Annotated in this window: 20 protein-coding genes; 9 read left to right on the top strand and 11 right to left on the bottom strand. The window is 58.8% G+C overall.

From position 1 onward, the window contains the following. Positions 1–17: 17 nt before the first annotated feature. The 3 genes from ACP7A2_RS04590 to ACP7A2_RS04600 form a co-directional block, all read right to left on the bottom strand. Positions 18–578, bottom strand: a complete 561-nt coding sequence (locus ACP7A2_RS04590) for a fimbrial protein (RefSeq protein ID WP_426133279.1) — start codon at positions 576–578, stop codon at positions 18–20. A 53-nt stretch (positions 579–631) separates the two neighbouring features. After that, positions 632–1,141, bottom strand: a complete 510-nt coding sequence (locus tag ACP7A2_RS04595) for a fimbrial protein (protein WP_348058223.1) — start codon at positions 1,139–1,141, stop codon at positions 632–634. Between the two features lie 504 nt (positions 1,142–1,645). Next, positions 1,646–1,831, bottom strand: coding sequence for a hypothetical protein (locus tag ACP7A2_RS04600; RefSeq protein ID WP_375064535.1), 186 nt, complete (start codon positions 1,829–1,831; stop codon positions 1,646–1,648). Positions 1,832–2,137: 306 nt separating this feature from the next. Here ACP7A2_RS04600 and galU point away from each other — a divergent pair, with 306 nt between their 5' ends. Then, positions 2,138–2,971, top strand: coding sequence for a UTP--glucose-1-phosphate uridylyltransferase GalU (gene galU, locus ACP7A2_RS04605; protein ID WP_020293893.1), 834 nt, complete (start codon positions 2,138–2,140; stop codon positions 2,969–2,971). Positions 2,972–3,212: 241 nt separating this feature from the next. Then, complete coding sequence (gene gorA, locus ACP7A2_RS04610) at positions 3,213–4,571, top strand: glutathione-disulfide reductase (RefSeq protein ID WP_426133280.1); 1,359 nt, start codon at positions 3,213–3,215, stop codon at positions 4,569–4,571. Here the strand turns inward: gorA and ACP7A2_RS04615 are convergent, their stop codons facing one another. Beyond that, positions 4,572–5,579, bottom strand: a complete 1,008-nt coding sequence (locus ACP7A2_RS04615; protein WP_426133281.1) for a DNA-binding protein — start codon at positions 5,577–5,579, stop codon at positions 4,572–4,574. Positions 5,580–5,749: 170 nt separating this feature from the next. On the opposite strand from ACP7A2_RS04615, the gene ACP7A2_RS04620 reads away from it, so the two are divergent. From ACP7A2_RS04620 to ahpF, 3 genes are all read left to right on the top strand, one after another. Then, positions 5,750–6,682 (top strand): site-specific integrase, encoded by a 933-nt coding sequence (locus ACP7A2_RS04620; protein ID WP_426133282.1) that lies wholly within the window; start codon positions 5,750–5,752, stop codon positions 6,680–6,682. Positions 6,683–6,814: 132 nt separating this feature from the next. Continuing rightward, positions 6,815–7,378, top strand: coding sequence for an alkyl hydroperoxide reductase subunit C (ahpC, locus tag ACP7A2_RS04625; protein WP_375064526.1), 564 nt, complete (start codon positions 6,815–6,817; stop codon positions 7,376–7,378). A 127-nt stretch (positions 7,379–7,505) separates the two neighbouring features. Then, on the top strand, positions 7,506–9,062 hold the full coding sequence (gene ahpF / locus ACP7A2_RS04630) for an alkyl hydroperoxide reductase subunit F (protein ID WP_426133283.1): 1,557 nt from the start codon (positions 7,506–7,508) through the stop codon (positions 9,060–9,062). Positions 9,063–9,114: 52 nt separating this feature from the next. Here ahpF and gloA read toward each other — a convergent pair whose 3' ends face one another. Then, positions 9,115–9,636 carry a lactoylglutathione lyase gene (gene gloA / locus ACP7A2_RS04635; RefSeq protein WP_426133284.1) on the bottom strand — a complete coding sequence of 174 codons (522 nt, stop codon included), beginning with the start codon at positions 9,634–9,636 and terminating at the stop codon, positions 9,115–9,117. Positions 9,637–9,834: 198 nt separating this feature from the next. On the opposite strand from gloA, the gene ACP7A2_RS04640 reads away from it, so the two are divergent. Continuing rightward, positions 9,835–10,371 (top strand): DUF4946 domain-containing protein, encoded by a 537-nt coding sequence (locus ACP7A2_RS04640; protein WP_426133285.1) that lies wholly within the window; start codon positions 9,835–9,837, stop codon positions 10,369–10,371. 112 nt (positions 10,372–10,483) lie between these two features. On the opposite strand, the gene ACP7A2_RS04645 is transcribed toward ACP7A2_RS04640, so the two are convergent. The 3 genes from ACP7A2_RS04645 to ACP7A2_RS04655 all read right to left on the bottom strand — a co-directional run bounded on the left by ACP7A2_RS04645 (position 10,484) and on the right by ACP7A2_RS04655 (position 13,567). Beyond that, positions 10,484–10,849 carry a histone-like nucleoid-structuring protein, MvaT/MvaU family gene (locus ACP7A2_RS04645; protein WP_348061177.1) on the bottom strand — a complete coding sequence of 122 codons (366 nt, stop codon included), beginning with the start codon at positions 10,847–10,849 and terminating at the stop codon, positions 10,484–10,486. A gap of 187 nt (positions 10,850–11,036) precedes the next feature. Further along, a complete protein-coding gene (locus ACP7A2_RS04650) occupies positions 11,037–12,578 on the bottom strand; it encodes an EAL domain-containing protein (protein ID WP_426133286.1) in 1,542 nt (513 codons plus the stop codon). Between the two features lie 119 nt (positions 12,579–12,697). Then, the gene (locus ACP7A2_RS04655) at positions 12,698–13,567 is read right to left on the bottom strand and encodes a LysR family transcriptional regulator (RefSeq protein ID WP_426133287.1); all 870 of its coding nucleotides are present in this window, start codon (positions 13,565–13,567) and stop codon (positions 12,698–12,700) included. A 77-nt stretch (positions 13,568–13,644) separates the two neighbouring features. On the opposite strand from ACP7A2_RS04655, the gene ACP7A2_RS04660 reads away from it, so the two are divergent. Continuing rightward, positions 13,645–14,568, top strand: coding sequence for a DMT family transporter (locus ACP7A2_RS04660; RefSeq protein ID WP_426133288.1), 924 nt, complete (start codon positions 13,645–13,647; stop codon positions 14,566–14,568). Between the two features lie 245 nt (positions 14,569–14,813). Beyond that, positions 14,814–15,890: a 4-hydroxyphenylpyruvate dioxygenase gene (gene hppD / locus ACP7A2_RS04665; RefSeq protein WP_375064514.1), complete on the top strand. Its 1,077-nt coding sequence runs from the start codon at positions 14,814–14,816 to the stop codon at positions 15,888–15,890. Between the two features lie 57 nt (positions 15,891–15,947). Here the strand turns inward: hppD and rarD are convergent, their stop codons facing one another. From rarD to ACP7A2_RS04680, 3 genes are all read right to left on the bottom strand, one after another. Next, complete coding sequence (gene rarD, locus ACP7A2_RS04670; RefSeq protein WP_426133289.1) at positions 15,948–16,829, bottom strand: EamA family transporter RarD; 882 nt, start codon at positions 16,827–16,829, stop codon at positions 15,948–15,950. A 393-nt stretch (positions 16,830–17,222) separates the two neighbouring features. Further along, positions 17,223–18,233, bottom strand: a complete 1,011-nt coding sequence (locus ACP7A2_RS04675) for an aldo/keto reductase (protein ID WP_375064510.1) — start codon at positions 18,231–18,233, stop codon at positions 17,223–17,225. A gap of 81 nt (positions 18,234–18,314) precedes the next feature. Continuing rightward, positions 18,315–19,217, bottom strand: coding sequence for a LysR family transcriptional regulator (locus ACP7A2_RS04680; protein ID WP_426133290.1), 903 nt, complete (start codon positions 19,215–19,217; stop codon positions 18,315–18,317). Positions 19,218–19,318: 101 nt separating this feature from the next. On the opposite strand from ACP7A2_RS04680, the gene ACP7A2_RS04685 reads away from it, so the two are divergent. Then, a complete protein-coding gene (locus tag ACP7A2_RS04685; protein ID WP_426133291.1) occupies positions 19,319–20,023 on the top strand; it encodes an SDR family oxidoreductase in 705 nt (234 codons plus the stop codon). Positions 20,024–20,200: the final 177 nt, after the last annotated feature.

Raw genomic sequence — 20,200 nt, forward strand, 5'->3', positions numbered from 1 at the left:
AAACAACCCATTACTGTTCAAAAGTATTCCAACTTGAACCGCACTGCGGCGCGGTGGGCGCCAGGTAGCAGCGGCAGGCCGTTGCCGATCAGGCGAAGCGTGTAGTGCAGCGTCATGTCGCCTTCGGCCAAGGGGCGTAAAGCCATCGGCTCACCCGGAACACTCTCTTCACCGGCCGAATCCCAGATATGAAACGCGGCACCCTGTGAGTCGCCAAAGGCGGCAAAGGAGCGGCCTTCCCGGTCGCTGGAACCGTCAAACGTGACGCGCAGGTGCTGCCAATCCGGCAGGCTTGCACCCGGGCGCAACGGGTCGGGGCGGCTCAACGAGCAATTGACCAGACGAAGCTGGAAGGGGTGTGGCTCGCCCATCGTGTTGCGCAACAGGCGGCCGATGGGTTCGGGATTCATCTCGATGGACTGGTCAACGCTGCCCAGCTCCAGGCCACACGCTGAGTCAACGATCTCTCCACCCAGCGTCACCAGCCCATCGCCCTGGGAGGGCGTCTGCGCAAACGCGCAGGGGCTGAGACCTATCGTGAATGCAGAGGTGATAGCGATACGCAGGAATGTGTTCACCTTTATCTCCCGTCAGCTTTCCCCCGCCACCCACAGAGCGGCGGGGGAAACACTTACTGATAAGCCAGGGTGAAGTTGGTGACCGCGCTGAAATCGCCCGGGATGATCGGGTCGGTGGCGGCGCCTTGTACGTAGGCGCCGAATTCCAGGGTGTTGTCGCCGGCGACGATGGCCTGCGGGGTGGTAGGAACGCCCAGCTCAATGGCTTTGCTGCCATGGGTCATCATGATCCCGATGCCGCCAGCACCGCCGATGGTGCCGATCGCACCGGGAACAACCGACGATGGCGCCGCGGTGAACGTGGTGGTGACTGTGTTGTCGGTAAGGCCTGTCAGGTCGCAGCCTTCCAGTTCAATCAGCACGCGGCGTGCTTCGGATTTGCCGCCGGTTTGCAGTTGATGCTTGGCAATCGCTCCCAGGTTGACCGTTTGATCCACCGAGTCGGGTTTGATAGAGCAGGCACCTGAGTGAACCGACCCCAGAAACGTAACCGTTCCATCCGCCGCTTGAGCAACGGACATCGAACCTGCTAACAGCCCGAGAGACAACAGCACAGTTTTCATTTCAATTTTCATTTGCAAGAACCCATCTAGGAGTAAAAGTTATAAATACCCGGCGCATTTCGGCGCAGGGCCATCAGGCACGCATTCACGGCCAGCGCCATTCAGCATTTATGAGTGGTACGTCGATGCTGCGAACTCAGCCTTTTGGTGAACGGCAATGCAGCCTGAGAAAAACATGTGCTTTTCCAATTAGTTGCATTGCTATTCGGCGTAAGTTCGAAGCCAGGCAATTGTCCGGTCTAAACATGAAAAAGTAAGTCGCCGGATTCGCACAGGTGCGTAGCCTGGGGTTGCTGAGGGATATAAGAAGATTATGGCAATTTGCCAAAACTTGAAAAGTGGCTGTAAGAAATGAACTACACGGGGTTTTATGAGAGGGGCTTAGTTGTTGTAATGTCTGTCAGAATAAGATGACAGTCGCCTGAAAACAATGAAGTTTGTGTTTAAACGACGCGCACAAAAAAGCCCCGATTAACGGGGCTCTTTGTGCGGCGGCCTTGAGGCTTATTTGCCCTTTGGGCGTTTGCTTGAGGCGTGGCCTGCTTCATCCACAAATACTTCGGCCACCGCACACGCTTCACGTTCGGTCGCGAATGCCCCGGCGACGCTGTCTCCGTGGAAGTTGATCAAGTGCCAGCCGTCCGCTCGCTGGGTGATCAGGTAGCCGTTTACGCCTTTTGGTTCTGACATCTATCAATCTCGTGGTCTGGTTCAAGCGGGCCATGATAACGCCAAACGCCGCCTTGAGGCGCAAGTTGTTGCAGGTCAGTGCCCTGCACTGAAAAGCGTGCTAAAACGGTCGCAGCCCTTTTAAACAGACAGGCGAGGGCAATTGACTGGCACCGTTGGTGAGGCCGTTCGCAAAACCTTCGGAACTTACGCCGGGATTTTTTCTCTATGTTGACATCGCAACGCCAGCAGGACCCATTGTAAGGTGACTGCGGCCTCATTAGACTGCGCCGAATTCCGTACGCACAGCCCTTTGTAAGGACTCATATGATCAAGAAATGCTTGTTCCCAGCAGCCGGTTACGGCACTCGCTTCCTGCCAGCGACCAAAGCCATGCCCAAAGAGATGCTGCCGGTGGTGAACAAGCCACTGATTCAGTACGGCGTCGAAGAGGCACTGGATGCCGGCTTGAATGAAATCTCCATCGTCACTGGCCGTGGCAAACGCGCGCTGGAAGACCACTTCGACATCAGCTACGAGCTGGAAAACCAGATCAAGGGCACCGACAAGGAAAAGTACCTTGTCGGCATCCGTCGCCTGATCGACGAGTGCAGCTTTTCGTACACGCGCCAAACTGAAATGAAAGGCCTGGGTCACGCGATCCTCAGCGGTCGCCCTCTGATCGGTAACGAGGCGTTCGCCGTCGTCCTGGCCGATGACTTGTGCGTAAACCTCGATGGCGAGGGCGTTTTGGCCCAGATGGTCAAGCTGCACAAGCACTATGGCTGCTCGATCGTTGCCATCCAGGAAGTTGATCCAAGCGAAACCCAGAAATACGGCGTTATTGCCGGTGAAGAAATCAAGCCAGGCCTGTTCCGTGTCACTGACATGGTTGAAAAGCCAAAGCCGGAAGATGCACCTTCGAACCTGGCAATTATTGGCCGTTACATCCTGACGCCGGACATCTTCGAAAAAATCGAAGCGACAGAGCCGGGCAAAGGCGGTGAAATTCAGATCACCGACGCGCTGATGAAGCAGGCTGCCGAAGGCAACGTGCTGGCGTACAAGTTCAAAGGCACTCGCTTCGACTGCGGCGGCGCTGAAGGGTATATCGAAGCAACCAACTTCTGCTTCGAGCACTTCTACAAGAAAGGCAGCTAAAGCGCTGAGTTGTTTTCAGCCTGTCAGGTAGCGCACTGCTGCCAGTGTGGGACCTGACCAGCAAAAAAATGCTCCGTATCGAAAGGTACGGAGCATTTTTCGTTATGGGTGTTCTGGAGATGGGCTGGTTGTGGCGAGGGAGTGCTTACATTAACTGACCTGCATTATTCAGTCTGACTGGCTTTTTCGTTTTTCAGCCCCATGTAAGTCGGTATGCTGATGTTCTGCCGAGGAGAGTGAAATGGCCTACGATTTTGACCTGTATGTAATTGGCGCCGGTTCCGGCGGTGTTCGCGCGGCGCGCTTTGCCGCAGGCTTTGGTGCCAAAGTGGCGGTTGCGGAAAGCCGCTACCTGGGCGGCACCTGCGTAAACGTTGGCTGCGTGCCGAAAAAACTGTTGGTCTACGGCGCGCATTTCGCCGAAGACTTCGAGCAAGCCAGCGGTTTTGGCTGGTCGCTGGGCGAGGCGAACTTTGATTGGGCGACGCTGATCGCCAACAAGGACCGCGAAATCAACCGCCTCAATGGCATCTACCGCAACCTGCTGGTCAACAGCGGCGTAACCCTGCACGAAGGGCATGCGCGCCTGGTGGACCCGCATCAGGTAGAAATCAATGGCGAGCGCTTTACCGCCAAACACATCCTGATTGCTACCGGTGGCTGGCCACAGATTCCCGACATCCCGGGCCGCGAGCACGCGATAGGCTCCAACGAAGCCTTCTTCCTCAAAGAGCTGCCCAAGCGCGTGCTGGTGGTGGGCGGTGGTTACATTGCGGTTGAATTTGCGGGCATCTTCCATGGCTTGGGCGCGCACACCTCGCTGCTGTATCGCGGTGACCTGTTCCTGCGCGGTTTTGATGGTTCGGTGCGCACTCATTTGAAGGAAGAGCTGACCAAGCGTGGCCTCGACCTGCAATTCAATGCCGATATCGAACGCATCGACAAACAAGCCGACGGCAGCCTCAAGGCCACGCTGAAGGATGGCCGTGTGCTCGAAGCCGATTGCGTGTTCTACGCCACGGGCCGTCGCCCGATGCTGGACAACCTCGGGTTGGAAAACACCGGCGTCAAGCTCGATGAGCGTGGCTTTGTTGAAGTGGATGACCTGTACCAGACCGCCGAGGCGTCGATCCTGGCCATTGGTGATGTGATCGGTCGCGTGCAGTTGACGCCGGTCGCCCTGGCTGAAGGCATGGCCGTGGCACGTCGTCTGTTCAAGCCGGAACAGTATCGTCCGGTGGATTACGCGATGATCCCGACGGCGGTGTTCAGCTTGCCGAACATCGGTACCGTTGGCCTCACGGAAGAAGAAGCGAAGAAGAGCGGCCACAAGGTCCAAGTCTTCGAAAGCCGCTTCCGCCCGATGAAGCTGACCCTGACCGACTGCCAGGAAAAAACCCTGATGAAACTGGTGGTCGACGCCGACACCGACAAGGTCCTGGGTTGCCACATGGTCGGCCCGGATGCCGGCGAGATCGTGCAAGGCCTGGCGATCGCGCTCAAGGCGGGCGCGACCAAGCAGCATTTCGACGAAACCATCGGCGTGCACCCTACGGCGGCGGAAGAGTTCGTCACCATGCGCACGCCGAAAGCCGACTGATCAGGTGGCAGGTTTTGCGTCTGGCGCCGTTGCAACGACGGCGGCCAGGCGCAATGCCTCGATACTCGCCTGGGCTTTGATCAGGTCCAGCTCCAGCGCCTTGTTGGCCTGTTGCTGGTCGGTGAGCGCGTCCTGCCGCGCCTGGTTTTCCTGCACGGCAACGCGCAAGCGCTCCTGGAGCAGGGCGCGTTCGCTGTCGACCTGGCTGAACTGCTCGCTCAATTTGAGCTGCTGGGCCTGGTCCTTGCGGGTCTGCTCCTGTGCCGCCAGCAATTCTTTCGCCGTCACGCGGTGTTCAATCAGCAGTCGTTCATTGTCGCGGTGCAGCTGAGTGATTTCATCCTGGCGCACCATCGCGCTTTGCTGAGCCTGGCGCAATTCCGCCTGAACCTGCTGCAACTGACCTTCGTGGCGCCGTTGTTCTTGCTCGCGCTGTTCCTTGACCGCATTGCGGTAATGCTCAAGCGCATCCCGAGCGTGCAAGTGCTTGTCTTCGAGCGAGCGAATCTGCTCGTCTTTATCGTTGATTCTTAGCTCGTAATCACTGCACGCCTGGCTCAGCCCGGCGTTACGGGTTTGCTCGGTCTGCAGGCTGGTGCTGGCGGTGTGCAGGGCGGCGCTTTCTTCCGCCAGTGCCGCCGCCTGAATATCAAACTGCTGCTTGAGCTGAGCGTGCGCGGCTTCCAGCGTCTCTACCTGGGTGAGCAGGGTGGCTTTGTGTTTCTCAAACTGCGCCAGCGCCAGGTCGATGGGCTCTTGGGCTTTCTCTTTCAAACGCTGAGCCAGCCGTGCCACCAGCTCACCGAGCTCGTCGTCGATGGGCGCTTCGGTGATGGTCACGCGGGTTTCGCTCTCGTCCAGCTCCTTCAAATAGCGATGAATCGTGGTTTTCGAGCCGGTATTGCCCATCTCGATGCGTACTGCATCGATGCTCGGGTTTTCGCCGCGGGCCAGGATCGCCAGGCGTGCCGTTTGAACCACTGCTTTGTTTATGCCGCCGCGCGCCATGGTGCCTCCGTCGATTTAATACTGTGGTACGTAGTATGTAGATACATACTGTAACACGAATAAAAATTCGTTTAAATTCATGATTTAACAGATGGGATATTGGCGTATTATCCCGTGTCATGAGTGTTTTACGCTCGCAAACACGCTGCAGCAGTACGAATGGGCCTTTCATGAGCGATCTGGACCGTTATCTAAACGCCGCCACCCGCGATAACACGCGGCGCAGCTACCGCGCGGCCATCGAGCATTTCGAAGTGAGCTGGGGCGGGTTCCTGCCAGCGACCAGTGACAGCGTGGCGCGCTACTTGGTGGCACACGCCGGCGTGTTGGCAGTGAACACCTTGAAACTGCGGCTCTCGGCGTTGGCGCAGTGGCACACCAGCCAAGGCTTCCCGGACCCGACGAAAGCCCCCGTGGTGCGCAAAGTGCTCAAGGGCATTCGTGCCGTGCACCCGGCGCGGGAGAAACAAGCCGAGCCCTTGCAGCTCCAGAATCTGGAACAGGTGGTGGCGTCTCTGGAAAGTGAAGCCCAGGCGGCGACTGCTGCACAGGATCAGCCGCGCTTGCTGCGCGCCCGGCGCGACATGGCGCTGATTCTGCTCGGCTTCTGGCGGGGTTTTCGCAGCGATGAATTGTGCCGCCTGGAGATACAACACGTGCAAGCCGTGCCGGGCGCTGGCATCAGCCTGTACCTGCCACGCAGTAAGAGCGACCGCGACAACCTCGGCAAAACCTACCAAACCCCGGCGCTGCTGCGCCTTTGCCCGGTGCAGGCCTACAGTGAATGGCTGAGTGCTTCGGCGCTGGTGCGTGGCCCGGTGTTCAGGGGCATTGACCGCTGGGGCAACCTGAGCGAGGAGGGGTTGCACGCCAACAGTGTGATCCCCCTACTGCGCCAGGCCCTTGAACGCGCGGGCATTCCGGCCGACCTTTACACCAGCCACTCCCTGCGCCGAGGCTTCGCGACGTGGGCACACCGCAGCGGCTGGGATTTGAAGTCGCTGATGAGTTACGTCGGTTGGAGCGACATGAAATCCGCCATGCGCTATGTTGAAGCGACGCCTTTTCTCGGCATGACCTTGGCCACCCAGCCGCTGATTTGAGATTTCTTCTATTAATACAGTTACCTGATAGGGAAAACCAATCGTCAGCATCAGGTTTGCCAATGAGCCATCGGCGAAAAGAGTCAGTAGGATTCACCCCATCAACTTCTTAACCCTGACGGAGAGTCAACGATGCCTATCATCAACAGCCAAGTAAAACCGTTCAAAGCTACCGCGTACAAAAACGGCAACTTCGTAGACGTGTCGGACGCTGACCTGAAAGGCAAATGGTCCGTTGTGTTCTTCTACCCAGCCGACTTCACCTTCGTTTGCCCAACCGAGCTGGAAGACCTGGCCGACAACTACGAAGAATTCAAAAAGCTGGGCGTCGAAATCTACAGCGTTTCCACTGACACCCACTTTGCTCACGCTGCCTGGCACAACACTTCGCCAGCCATCGGCAAAATCCAGTACACCATGATCGGCGACCCAACTCTGACCATCTCCCGCAACTTCGACGTACTGATTGAAGAAGCTGGCCTGGCAGACCGCGGCACCTTCGTGATCAACCCAGAAGGCCAGATCAAAATCGTTGAGCTGAACGACGGCGGTGTTGGCCGTGACGCTTCCGAGCTGCTGCGCAAAATCAAGGCTGCTCAGTACGTTGCTGCTCACCCAGGCGAAGTGTGCCCAGCCAAGTGGAAAGAAGGCGAGGCCACTCTGGCTCCGTCCCTGGACCTGGTCGGCAAGATCTAAGTCTGTGAAGCCTCAAGGGCGGGTATCCGCACTTAAGTAAGCTGCAACCGCCCTCGAAACGCCCGGGCGAGATTCGCTCGGGCGTTTTTTTGTCTGCAATAAACCGAATTAACAGGAAATCGCCCGTATGTTGGACGCCAATCTTAAAGCTCAGTTGAAGTCATACCTGGAACGGGTCACCCAGCCGATCGAGATCGTCGCCTCCCTCGACGACGGCGCGAAATCCCAGGAAATGCTCGCTCTTTTGCAGGATGTTGTCAGCCTCACCACGCTGATTACCCTGAAAACCGATGGCGACGATGCGCGCAAGCCGTCGTTCTCCGTCAACCGCCCGGGTGCCGATATCAGCCTGCGTTTTGCCGGCATCCCCATGGGCCATGAATTTACTTCGCTGGTGTTGGCCTTGCTGCAAGTCGGTGGCCACCCGTCGAAAGCCAGTGTCGAAGTGATTGAACAGATTCGCGCCCTGAAAGGCGAGTTCAGCTTCGAGACGTACTTCTCGCTGTCTTGCCAGAACTGCCCCGACGTGGTCCAGGCGCTGAACCTGATGGCTGTGTTGAACCCGAACATCCGCCACGTCGCCATCGACGGCGCGCTGTTCCAGGCTGAAGTCGATGAGCGCCAGATCATGGCGGTACCGAGCGTTTACCTGAACGGCGTGAACTTCGGCCAGGGTCGCATGGGCCTGGAAGAAATCCTCGCCAAGCTCGACACCAGCGGCATCGAAAAGGCTGCCGAGAAAATCAGCGCCAAAGACGCCTTTGACGTGCTGGTGGTCGGTGGTGGCCCTGCCGGTTCCTCCGCTGCGATCTACGCCGCACGTAAAGGCATCCGCACCGGTGTGGCCGCTGAGCGTTTTGGCGGGCAAGTGCTGGACACCATGTCCATCGAGAACTTTATCTCGGTACAGGAAACCGAAGGGCCGAAACTGGCCAGCGCCCTTGAGGCCCACGTGCGTCAGTACGACGTGGACATCATGAACCTGCAGCGCGCCAGTAGCCTGATCCCGGCCAAAAACGCCGGTGACTTGCACGAGATTCGCTTTGAAAGCGGCGCGACGCTCAAGTCCAAGACCGTGATTCTGGCTACCGGCGCCCGCTGGCGCGAAATGGGTGTGCCGGGTGAGCAGGAATACAAGGCCAAGGGCGTGTGCTTCTGCCCGCACTGCGATGGTCCGTTGTTCAAGGGCAAGCGCGTGGCGGTGATCGGCGGCGGTAACTCCGGCGTTGAAGCAGCCATCGACCTGGCCGGTATTGTCAGCCACGTCACCTTGCTTGAGTTCGACAGCAAGTTGCGCGCCGACGCAGTATTGCAGCGCAAGCTTCACAGCCTGCCGAACGTGGACGTAATCACCAGTGCCCTGACCAGTGAAGTGAAGGGCGATGGCCAGAAAGTCACCGGCCTGGCGTACAAGGATCGCGACAGCGGCGAGTTCAAGACCATCGACCTGGAAGGCATCTTTGTGCAGATCGGCTTGTTGCCTAACACCGATTGGCTCAAAGGTACTGTAGAGCTGACACCGCGTGGCGAGATCATCGTCGATGCACGTGGCGAGACTTCTCTGCCAGGTGTATTTGCCGCCGGTGACGTGACAACCGTGCCGTACAAACAGATCGTGATCGCGGTAGGCGAGGGCGCCAAGGCTTCCCTCAGTGCTTTTGATCACCTGATTCGCACGTCGTAACCTTCAGCGTCAGCCATAAAAAAACCCATGAGCGATCATGGGTTTTTTTCGTTTACATCGGTGCTGGCTGAATGATCTCAACCCAGTACGCATCCGGGTCTTTGATGAAGGCCAGGCTTTTCATGCGGCCATCGGTCAGGCGTTTCTGGAAGTCGCAGCCCAGTGCTTCGAAGCGCTCGCAGGCGGCCACGATATCCGGCACTGAAATGCAGATGTGACCAAAGCCACGTGGGTCGGTATTGCCGTTGTGGTAGGCAAAATCGGCATCGTTTTCGGTGCCGTGGTTGTGGGTCAGCTCCAGAATGCCCGGAATCGACTTCATCCATTGGGTGCGCTCGGCGGCGTCGGCCGGGATATCGGCCTTGTCCACCAGGGCAAGGAAGTACAGGCTGAATTCGGCTTCAGGGAAGTCACGTTTTTCAACCAGGGAAAAACCCAGCACGCGGGTGTAGAAATCCAGCGATTTGGTGATGTCCTTGACCCGCAGCATGGTGTGGTTGAACACGAAGTTCGCGGTGGCGGTGTCAGGCTGGGCAGTGACGCCCGGGAAAGTGTTCAGATCGTGCAGGCTCATGGGCCCTCCAGAAAAAAATGGGGCAAACGCAGCTCCAAGTGAAAAGAGCGGTCCCTTGGCGTGCGGCCAGCATCCGTGCAGCCAAACCATGATACGCAAGGCCCGCCCACTGCGCCAAATGAAAAAGGTCACGCAGGCCTTGCGACGGGCGGGTGCGCAGGCTCAAACTTTGGCGCTGGAACCTTGGGTATTTTCGCAATGATTGAATTTCGTAAACCGTTGTTGAGCGCTGTGTGTGTGCTGTTGGGCAGCTCGTACGTGTGGGCGGCTGACCCGGAAATTCACTGGCCCAGCGGTTGGCAGGTCGAGGAAGTGGTACCTGACGGCGAGGCTCCGGCCAAACCTCAGGCCGTGTCACGCCAGCGCGCGATCAAAAATGATGAAAATGGCAACACCTTGATGGTCATGGAGTTGACCGGTACACCGATTGAAGCCGGGCACAAAGTTAATCTGCAGGGCGTATTGCTGGAAATGCGTAAATCCATCCAGAAAGATTTTGCGGGTGGCGGTTATCAAAGCGTGTGCAGCAAGATGCATCAGACGACGTTAAGTAACCTTGACGCGCTGGAAACTACTTGCGTGATTACCGAGAATGGGCGCCACGTATTGTCACAAACATTGGTGGGGGCGGTGGACGCCTATAAGGCTTATGTTTTTTCGTACGCCGGCCAAACCGATGCATACGAAGCCAGCAAGGGCGAAGTCAGTTCAGTGCGTGACAGCCTGAAACTTTGAATGGCGCGGGCGGGGCGATGTTGAACAAAATGAGTGGTTAATTAAGTTCGATTTCGAACCCTGAACAAAAAAAAGCCCCGCCTCGGCGGGGTTTTTTGTTAGTGCAGCCTAATCACTTGCGCAACCAGGACTCTACGGTGTCGGAACCGTGCTCTTCTTTCCAGGCTTTGAGGCCGCGGTGGTTGCCGCCTTTGGTCTCGATCAGCTCGCCGGTGTGCGGGTTGTGGTAAACCTTGACCACGCGCGCGCGACGCTGTTTTGGGGCAGCAGCGGTCGCAGCACCGGCCTTGCCAGGGTTAGGATCAAGGATCGAGATGATGTCACGCAGGCCTTTGCCGTAGTGCTTCATCAGCGCCTGGAGCTTTTCTTCGAATTCGATTTCTTTCTTCAGGCCGGCGTCGTTCTTCAGGGATTCCAGCTGGGCGAGCTGCTCTTGAAGGGCTTTTTCTGCTGCGCGAAATTCGGCGAGTCTGGACAAAATCTGTACTCCAATAGTGTAGTTTGCTGATTCAACTGCAGACAAAGCTATAAGCCAGGCGCTTATAAAAATAACTCAACGAAAGTAATCTTTCCGAGAGTGCTGCACAGGCAGGAAAAATTGTAGTAGTTAATGCGTTAAGAGTAAATCACGTCTTTTGTCTGAATAAAATATTTCATACTGGCCATCAATGGCTGGTCAAAGACTTAATGAATTCGGCGCAAGGCAAGGGTCGGCCAAACAGGTAGCCCTGCAGGAAATCCACCCCATGTGCTGCCAGATAGTGGCACTGCTCGGGTGTTTCTACGCCTTCGGCGACAATGCCCAGGTCCAGCTTGGCACAGAGTTCGATGATGCTGTCCAGGATATGGCCTGAGAGTGCGTCGGACCCAATCATCGCGACAAAGCTTTGATCGATTTTCAAGTAGTCCACGTTGAAGTTGCGCAAGTAACCCAGGCTTGAGTGGCCTGTACCAAAGTCATCAATGGCGATCATCACGCCCAGTTGATGCAGTGCGTCGAACAGGCGGCGAGTGATGTCGGTCGGCTCAATCAGCTCCCGTTCAGTCAACTCCAGCACCAGCGTAATCTGGCCGGGAGGGAAGGCGGCCAGAAACTCCCGGCAGTCATCCACCAGCGCCAGATCCAGGCAATGGCGGGCGGTGATATTCACGCCGATATGAAAGCCTGGCGCGAACCGCGCGGCATGCGGCGCGAGTTGCGCAGCGGTCTGGCGCAGCAGGGCACGGGTCATGGGCACGATCAGCCCGGAATGCTCGGCCAGCGGTATGAACAGGTCAGGGCGCACCAGGCCTTCCTTGGGGTGTTGCCAGCGCATTAACACTTCACAGCCGGCCCATTCCAGGGTGTCGCCGCGCACGACCGGCTGGAAGTACGGGATAAATTCGTTGGCGCCCAATGCACGCTGTAACTCGTGGGTCGGTGCGGAGGAGCGCTTTTGCAGCCAATGGGCGAGCGCGCCTGCCAGCACGCCAAAGAACACCAGCAAGCTGAACAAGGCGGGGTAGCGCGCCTCCATGTAGCGCCACACTTCACCGGCGGGCATGCCGGCGTCGACGCTATAGCCGTAGCGCTCGGACACCCGGTGGTGATGAGCCACCGGGAACACCGGTACAGCGCTGTTGTGCACCTTGCCATCGGCATCCAGCCAGTTGGGCCCGACCTGCAAAACCAGCTGCGCGTAACGGCTGATCAGGCGCAACGCGTTGGTGAGGTGGTAGCCGTCAACCGAGGCAAATGCGGCCTTGTCACCGTCGACCAGTCGATACACCAACAGGGCCGTGTCGGGTGTCACCGGGTTGCCGTTCATCAACCACAGCCTGCCGTCGACGTAGTCCTCCGGGTTGACCGGCGACTGATAATTGTCACCGAACAGCGAGCTGCAATAGATGTTCTTCTGCCAGGACAAGGTGGTGGCGCGCACAAACGGGCGACGCGTGACCTGCTCACGCAGTGCCAGTTGCGCACCGCTGTCGCACGGCGAACCCGCCAGCGGCAGCAAGGCCTGGGCGGCGAGGGCAGTGTTGTCGAGCATCAGGTCAAACTGGCGCACTGCTTCCTGGGCGGTCTGCGCGGTGCTGTATTGCAAGGTGCGTTCGGCTTGCCAGTGCAGGATGACCACGCCCAGCGCAATCGGCAGCAGGCCGCTGAGTGCGGTGATGAAGTAGCGGGTGGCGCGTTTTCGCGGGCCGTTGACGGTCAAGGGCATGGGTATAACGACCTGTTGCAAGGTGGGAGTTCGCCCAAGGGCGGATCAGAATCAATCGATGATAGATGGCTCTTTGGAAATAAGCTTGCCGCACCTGACCGTTCGGCCAGGTGCAGCGACTAAAAAGCACTGCGTTGCGCCAACCGGATAAACGCCAGGGTTGCCGGCGTTGACTCACGCTGATCCAACACGGCCAGGCCAATTTCACGGCTGACCGGCGGGGACAGCGGTCGTACCTGATAACGCGGGTCCGGCGCCTCAGGCAACGACGCCTGCGCTACCACGCTCACACCTTCGCCCCGGCTCACCGCCTCCAGGGTGCTGAGCAGTTGCGAGTAACGGTAGCGCACATTCGGTGTCAGCCGCGCCGAACTGAACAGCCGCGAGACCAGCTCCAGCGAACCGGCTTCGGTGAGGATAAACGCATCATCACACAGCGCCTTCAACGCCACGCTGGCGTGTGCGGCCAATGGGTGCGCGGCTGGCAGCAGGGCGACCATCTGGTCCTCGAACAGCGCAAACGTATCGAAACGTTCCTGTTCCAGCACCACGAAGCCCACGTCGATGCGGCGCTCATCCAGCCACTGGATCACCTGACGGTCGGGGCCTTCGTCCACATGCACTTCGATACCCGGATGCGCCACGCGAAACTGCTTGAGAATGCGCGGCAGCAGCCGGTTGGACGATGTTGGTCCAAAAGAGCCGATGCGTAGCGTGCCGCGCTTCATACCTCGGGCATCCGAAGCTTCCTGCTGCAGGGTGCTGGCCACGCCGAGCAAGGTGCGCGCGCGCATCAACAGTTGCAGGCCGATGTCCGTCAGTTGCACCTGGGACTGGTGCCGGCGGAACAACTCGACGCCCAATTCCTGCTCAAGGGCCTTGATCGCGTGGGACACCGCCGACTGGCTGATGCCCAGGCGCAGGGCAGCGCTGGTGAAGCCTTGCAGCTCGGCGACGCGAGAAAAGATTTCAAGTTGGGTGAGTGTCATGAGTGTTTACTCATTTTACGATGACCTGTCATTAGCGCGAGCATACGCCAATCCTGACCGCCATAGAGCACACACTGATGCCATCTCGTTCCGACCGCCTGACCTACGTGAAGCTGGCCTCGGTCACCATGATCTGGGGCGCCACCTTCGTCGCCGGCCGCTACCTGGCGACCGATGTCGAGCCGTTGCTGGCGGCGACTTTGCGCTTTGTACTGGCCAGCGTGGCATTGCTGGTGTTTATGGCCATTGCACGCATTCGCCTGGTTCGGCCCAGCGTTGCGCAGCTTGTGCAGTTGGCGATGCTGGGTTTTTTCGGCATCTATTTCTACAACCTGTGCTTTTTCTACGGGCTGCAGTACATCAACGCCTCGCGGGCGTCGCTGATCGTGGCGTTGAACCCGGCGGTGATTGGGCTGGCGTCATGGGTGTTGTTCAAGGAACGCCTGGGGCCGGCCAAGCTGCTGGGCATCGCGTTATGCCTGGGCGGCGCAGGTGCCGTTATCGTCAGTCGTAACCCCGCGCTTCTGGACGGCGCGGCCAACGCCTGGATCGGCGACCTGCTGATTTTCGGCTGCGTGGTGGGGTGGGGCGTGTATTCGCTGTTTTCCCCTGGCCTCAACCGGGAGCTGGGCGCCTTGCAGACGGTGACCTGGTCGATTTTACTCGGCACCTTGATGCTCGCGGCCACCACCGCCTTCAGCGGCAGGCTGACAGTCGCCGTCGTGCAGGCCATTCAACTGCCGCAGTGGCTGAGCCTGCTCTACCTGGGCGTAGTGGGTTCGGCACTCGCCTACATCCTTTGGTACGACGGTATCCGCCACATCGGCGCGACCCGCGCCGGTGTGTTTATCGCACTGAACCCGCTGACGGCGGTGATTTGTGGGGCGATGCTGCTGGGCGAGCAACTGACGTTACCGATGCTGCTGGGCGGCGGGGTGATCCTGCTCGGCATCTACCTGTGCAACAAGCCCCTTGCACCGGCCAAGGCATTGGGGATTTGATAAGACTACGGACAAACGCTGTTACGCTGTGTAGAATCGATTTACGCATACAAGAATATGGACTTGCGCTCACGCAAGCCTCGGCCGTCAGAGACTGATGACACCATGAAGCTACTCGGCTCCCCCCTCATCTTTGGTGACTTCCTCGCCCGCAGCGTGCGAGGCCTGTCCTGTGCGCCACCCCGAAACCTCATCCTTGCACGCAACTAAACAATTGCTACCCACAAGCATGATGAGGTGCCGACATGGCCGACCAATACGAAAACCCAATGGGCCTGATGGGCTTTGAATTTATCGAATTCGCATCGCCAACCCCGGGCGCCCTGGAGCCGATCTTCAAGATCATGGGCTTCACCAAAGTAGCCACCCACCGCTCCAAAAACGTCGACCTGTTTCGCCAGGGCGAAATCAACCTGATCCTCAACAACGAGCCTGACAGCCTTGCCTCGTACTTCGCGGCCGAGCACGGCCCGTCGGTGTGCGGCATGGCGTTTCGCGTCAAAGACTCGCAACAGGCCTACAACCGCGCACTGGAACTCGGTGCCCAGCCGATCCACATCCAGACCGGCCCGATGGAGCTGAACCTGCCGGCCATCAAGGGCATTGGCGGCGCACCGTTGTACCTGATCGATCGTTTCGGCGAAGGCAGCTCGATCTACGACATCGACTTTGTGTACCTGGAAGGCGTAGAGCGCAACCCGGTGGGCGCGGGCCTTAAGGTCATCGACCACTTGACCCACAACGTGTACCGCGGGCGCATGGCCTACTGGGCCAACTTCTACGAAAAACTGTTCAATTTCCGTGAAGCGCGCTACTTCGACATCAAGGGCGAATACACCGGCTTGACCTCCAAGGCCATGAGCGCACCGGATGGCATGATCCGCATCCCGCTGAACGAAGAATCATCCAAGGGTGCAGGGCAAATCGAAGAGTTCCTGATGCAGTTCAACGGCGAGGGCATCCAGCACGTGGCGTTCCTCACCGACGACCTGGTAAAGACCTGGGACGCGCTGAAAGGCATCGGCATGCGCTTCATGACCGCGCCACCCGATACCTACTATGAAATGCTCGAAGGCCGCCTGCCAGACCACGGCGAGCCAGTGGATCAACTGCAGTCGCGCGGCATTCTGCTCGACGGTTCGTCGATTGAAGGCGACAAGCGACTGCTGTTGCAGATCTTTTCGGAAACTCTGATGGGCCCGGTGTTCTTCGAATTCATCCAGCGCAAAGGCGATGACGGGTTTGGCGAGGGCAACTTCAAGGCGCTGTTCGAGTCGATCGAACGCGACCAGGTGCGTCGTGGTGTACTGACCGCCGACTAAGCCATAAAAAAGCCCGACCGAGGATTACCCCCGGCCGGGCTTTTTATCGCCTGCCTTTCAAGCTTTGCGCTGACGCACCAAATGCTTGAAACCTTCGTACACCAGCACCAGCACCGCCATCCAGATCGGGATGTAGGTCAGCCATTGGCCGCCCTTGATGCCGTCTCCCAGTATCAACGCCACGCCCAGCAACAACACAGGCTCAACATAGCTGAGCAGCCCGAACAGGCTGAAGGGCAGCAAACGGCTGGCGACGATATAGCTCACCAGAGCCGACGCGCTGATCACCCCCAGCATTGGAATCAATGCGTACAGCTTTGGGTGAATATCCATCACCGCAAAGCCTTGTTCGCCATGCTGCACGAACCACCAGGCCACCGGCAGCATCAGCGCCATGTCGAGCCACAGGCCGCCCAGGTTATCGGTGGCCAGGTATTTGCGCACCACGAAATAGATCGGGTAACCAATGATGACCACCAGGGTCGCCCAGGAAAAACCGCCGGCCTGATACAGCTCGTTCAACACGCCAAGCGCGGCAAAAAACACCGCAATCTGTTGCAGACGCGACAAGCGCTCGCCGTACACCAGGCGCCCGGTCAGCACCATGGTCAGCGGCAGCAGGAAATACCCCACCGACACATCCAGGCTGCGCCCGTTCAACGGCGCCCACATAAACAGCCACAATTGCACGCCCAGCAACGCGGAAGACAACACCACGCCGCCCAACAGGCGTGGCTTGGCGGCCAGCATCCGCACCAACTCCCACACCCGTCGCCATTCACCGCTAACGATCATGAACAGCGTCATGCACGGCACGGTCAGCAGCATGCGCCAGCCAAAAATCTCCAGGCCACTCAATGGCGTCAGCAGCGATGTGAAGTAATACATCACGGCAAACAGCACCGAGGCCGAGACCGATAAAACAACACCTTTAGACACACTGTCCTCGCGAAAAACGATTGATTCAGAAGAGTGTGGATTATGGTGCTTTTGGCCGGGGAGGGGTGGGCTGTTTCGGAGTGTATTTGTGGAAAAATGCTCAGGGCGGTTGAATTTGACACATCGTTGTGGGGAGCGGGATTGCTGTGGTGAGCGGGCCTGCTGTGTACCGAGGGCTTGTTGTGGCGAGCGGGCTTGCCCCGCGTTGGGCTGCGCAGCAGCCCTGAAACCTGCAACCGTGAATTGTCTGAAATTACGCGGTGGCTTTACTGGGGGCGCTTCGCGCCCCAACGCGGGGCAAGCCCGCTCGCCACAACAAGCCCGCTCGCCACAGGAAGACCGCTTGGCACGACAAGCGCACTGGCCACAACAAGCCAGTGCTCCACAATCAAGCTAGGGGCGTGGCGTGCGGCCGGATACAAAATGGCCTACATCATTGAATCCCGGTGTGGACGAATGCCCCGGCGTCACCAGCGAATCAATAAACGCTTCATCTTCGGCCGTGATCTTCACCTCCAGAGCGCCGGTGTAAGCGTCCCACTGCGCCTCGGTACGCGGCCCGACAATCGCCGAGCTCACCGCTGAGTTGTTCAACACCCAGGCAATCGCAAATTCAACAATGCCTACGCCGCGTCCTTGTGTGTATTGCTGAATCTGTTGAGCGATGCGTAGCGACTCCACACGCCATTCGGTTTCCAAAATGCGTTTGTCCTGGCGCGCCGCGCGGCTGCCGGCTTCGGGTGTGACATCCGGTGCATATTTGCCGCTCAGTACGCCACGGGCCAACGGGCTGTAAGGCACCACGCCCAAGCCATAGGCGGCGGCTGCGGTAATCTGCTCGACCTCGGCCTGGCGATTGACGATGTTGTACAGTGGCTGGCTGATAATCGGCCGGTCCACGCCCAGGCGCTCGGCCACGCGAATCACCTCTGCGATACGCCAGCCACGGTAGTTGGACAAGCCCCAATAGCGGATCTTGCCCTGGCGGATCAGGTCGCCGATTGCCGACACGGTCACTTCCAGCGGAGTGTTGTGGTCCTCGCGGTGCAGGTAATAAATGTCCAGGTAGTCGGTGTCCAGGCGCGTCAGGCTGGCTTCCAGTGCGTTAAAAATACGCTTGCGGCTCAGGCCGCTGCGGTTCGGCAAACCGTCGGTGGGGCCAATCGCAACTTTGGAGGCCACCACCCAATCCTGGCGATTGCGAACAATGGCTTCCCCGACGATTTCCTCGGAGCGCCCGCCGGTGTAAACGTCGGCCGTGTCGATAAAATTGATGCCCTGGTCCCACGCCTTGTCGATGATGCGCAGCGAGTCTTCGGTGTCGGTCTGTTCGCCAAACATCATGGTGCCCAGGGTCAGCGCGCTGACCTTCAACCCGGACTGGCCCAATGTGCGGTAAATCATGCAAAGCTCCTCATGGCAGGGAAACGTGAGGTATGCAATACCAGACTCAACCGCTCTGGAACAACCCCTGAGCGCGTTTCTTCATTCATGCAGCAAGGTCTGACAGCGCGCCTGTAAAAATCGGTGCAGCACTTTCACGCGCTCCGACACTTGCAGGCGGTGAGGGCACATCAGGTTGAACGGCGTGGGCTCGCCTTGCCAGTCCGGCAACAACGGCACCAATCGCCCGGCCTTGATATCGCGGGCAACGTCGAGGTTGGCTTTATACGCGATGCCATGCCCGGCCAGCGCCCAGCGGCGCACGATTTCACCGTCATCGCTGAGGTAATCGCCCGAGACGTCGACTTCCTGCAGCATGGGGCCCTGGCGAAAATACCAGGTGTTATTGGCTTGCCCCCGACGCATGTAGCGCAGCGTGCTGTGGTGCGCCAAATCCGCCGGCGTTTGCGGTGTGCCGTGACGTGCAAGGTAGTCGGGGCTCGCGCAGGGGATACGGTGGTGGCCGGGCACCACGGGCAGCGCCACCAGGCTGGAATCCCTCGGCACACCAAAGCGCAGGGCGATGTCGACGGTGTCGCGGAACAGGTCTGCATTGCTGTCGTTGAGCAACAGTTGCAGGCGGATATTCGGGTGCTCGACCTTGAACTCATCCAGCCAGCCGAGCAGTACATTGCGCCCGAAATCCGAGGGGGCCGCCAGTTGTAACAGTCCGCTGAGGCTTTGGCCTTGCTGTTTGATCGCGTGTTCGCCTTCCGACAACGCCTCCAGCGCCACGCGCACGCTGTCCAGGTAACGCCGGCCTTCTTCCGTCAGGCGCATGCTGCGTGTGGAGCGCGCCAACAAGCGGATGCCGAGGCGGGTTTCCAGGCGTTTAAGGGCAATGCTGGCCGCCGCCGGGGTCAAGCCCAGGCTGCGTGCAGCGGCGGAGAGGCTTGCGGTGTCGGCGGTGCGCACGAACACTTCCAGATCAAGGATTGAGCTCATTTGTAAAAATCCTTTAAAGATCTTGTCGTTTTACCGGGATTTTTCGTTGATTGCCAAGCTGGGAAGATGAACGCTCACTTTCTCAGTCAGGACATTTCCCTATGACAGCGTCTCTCAGTGGTAAAACCGTGCTCGTGATTGGTGGCAGCAGTGGCATTGGCGCGGCCGTCGCGGCAGCGGCTGTGGCCCGTGGTGCACAGGTGGTCATAGCCGGGCGTCGTTTGGCTTGCGGTGTTGATAACGGGGTGCGCAGTGAGCCGGTGGATGTCACAGACAGTGCCTCGCTGCAGCGTTTGTTCGAGACGGTGGGGCGCTTTGATCATTTGGTGTACACGTCGGGGCCTTCGGTGCGTGCCAAGTCGTTGGTCGAGACGGATCTGGTTGAGGCTCAGGAGAATTTCAATGTGAAGTTGTGGGGGGCTTTGCGTGCGATTCAGTTGGCGCTGCCGTTTCTGGATGAGCGTGGGAGCATTAGCCTGACGTCGGGGCAACTGGGGCGTAAATTGGCGGCGGGGCAGTTTATCAAGACGGGGATTAATGCGGCGACTGAGGCGCTGGGTAAGCAGTTGGCCAAGGAGCTGGCACCGCGTCGGGTGAATGTGGTGAGTCCTGGGGTGATTGATACGCCGGCGTATGCGGGGTTGGCGGAGGATCAGCGGCAGGCGATGTATGCCAAGGCGGGTGGTGCCCTGCCTGTTGGGCGGGTGGGGCGGGCAGAGGAGGTGGCGGCGGGGTATGTGTTGGCCATGGAGAATGGGTTTATGACGGGGGCTGTGGTTGATATTGATGGGGGTGGGTTGTTGTAGGGGCTGTCGGGGTGCATATCCGTTATTTGGGCGATGGCTGAAATCGGTTCCGCTCTTACAGCGGGTCACTTTTGGCAAACGCCCCAAAAGTAACCAAAAAGTCTTCGCCCCACCACTCGGCACCTCGCTTAGGCTCGGTGTGCCCTCACTCCGGCTTGAATCCGTGGGCCGCCGCGA

The sequence above is a fragment of the Pseudomonas sp. PWP3-1b2 genome (assembly GCF_049896045.1).
In the GTDB taxonomy this organism is placed as follows: Bacteria; Pseudomonadota; Gammaproteobacteria; order Pseudomonadales; family Pseudomonadaceae; genus Aquipseudomonas; species Aquipseudomonas antarctica_B.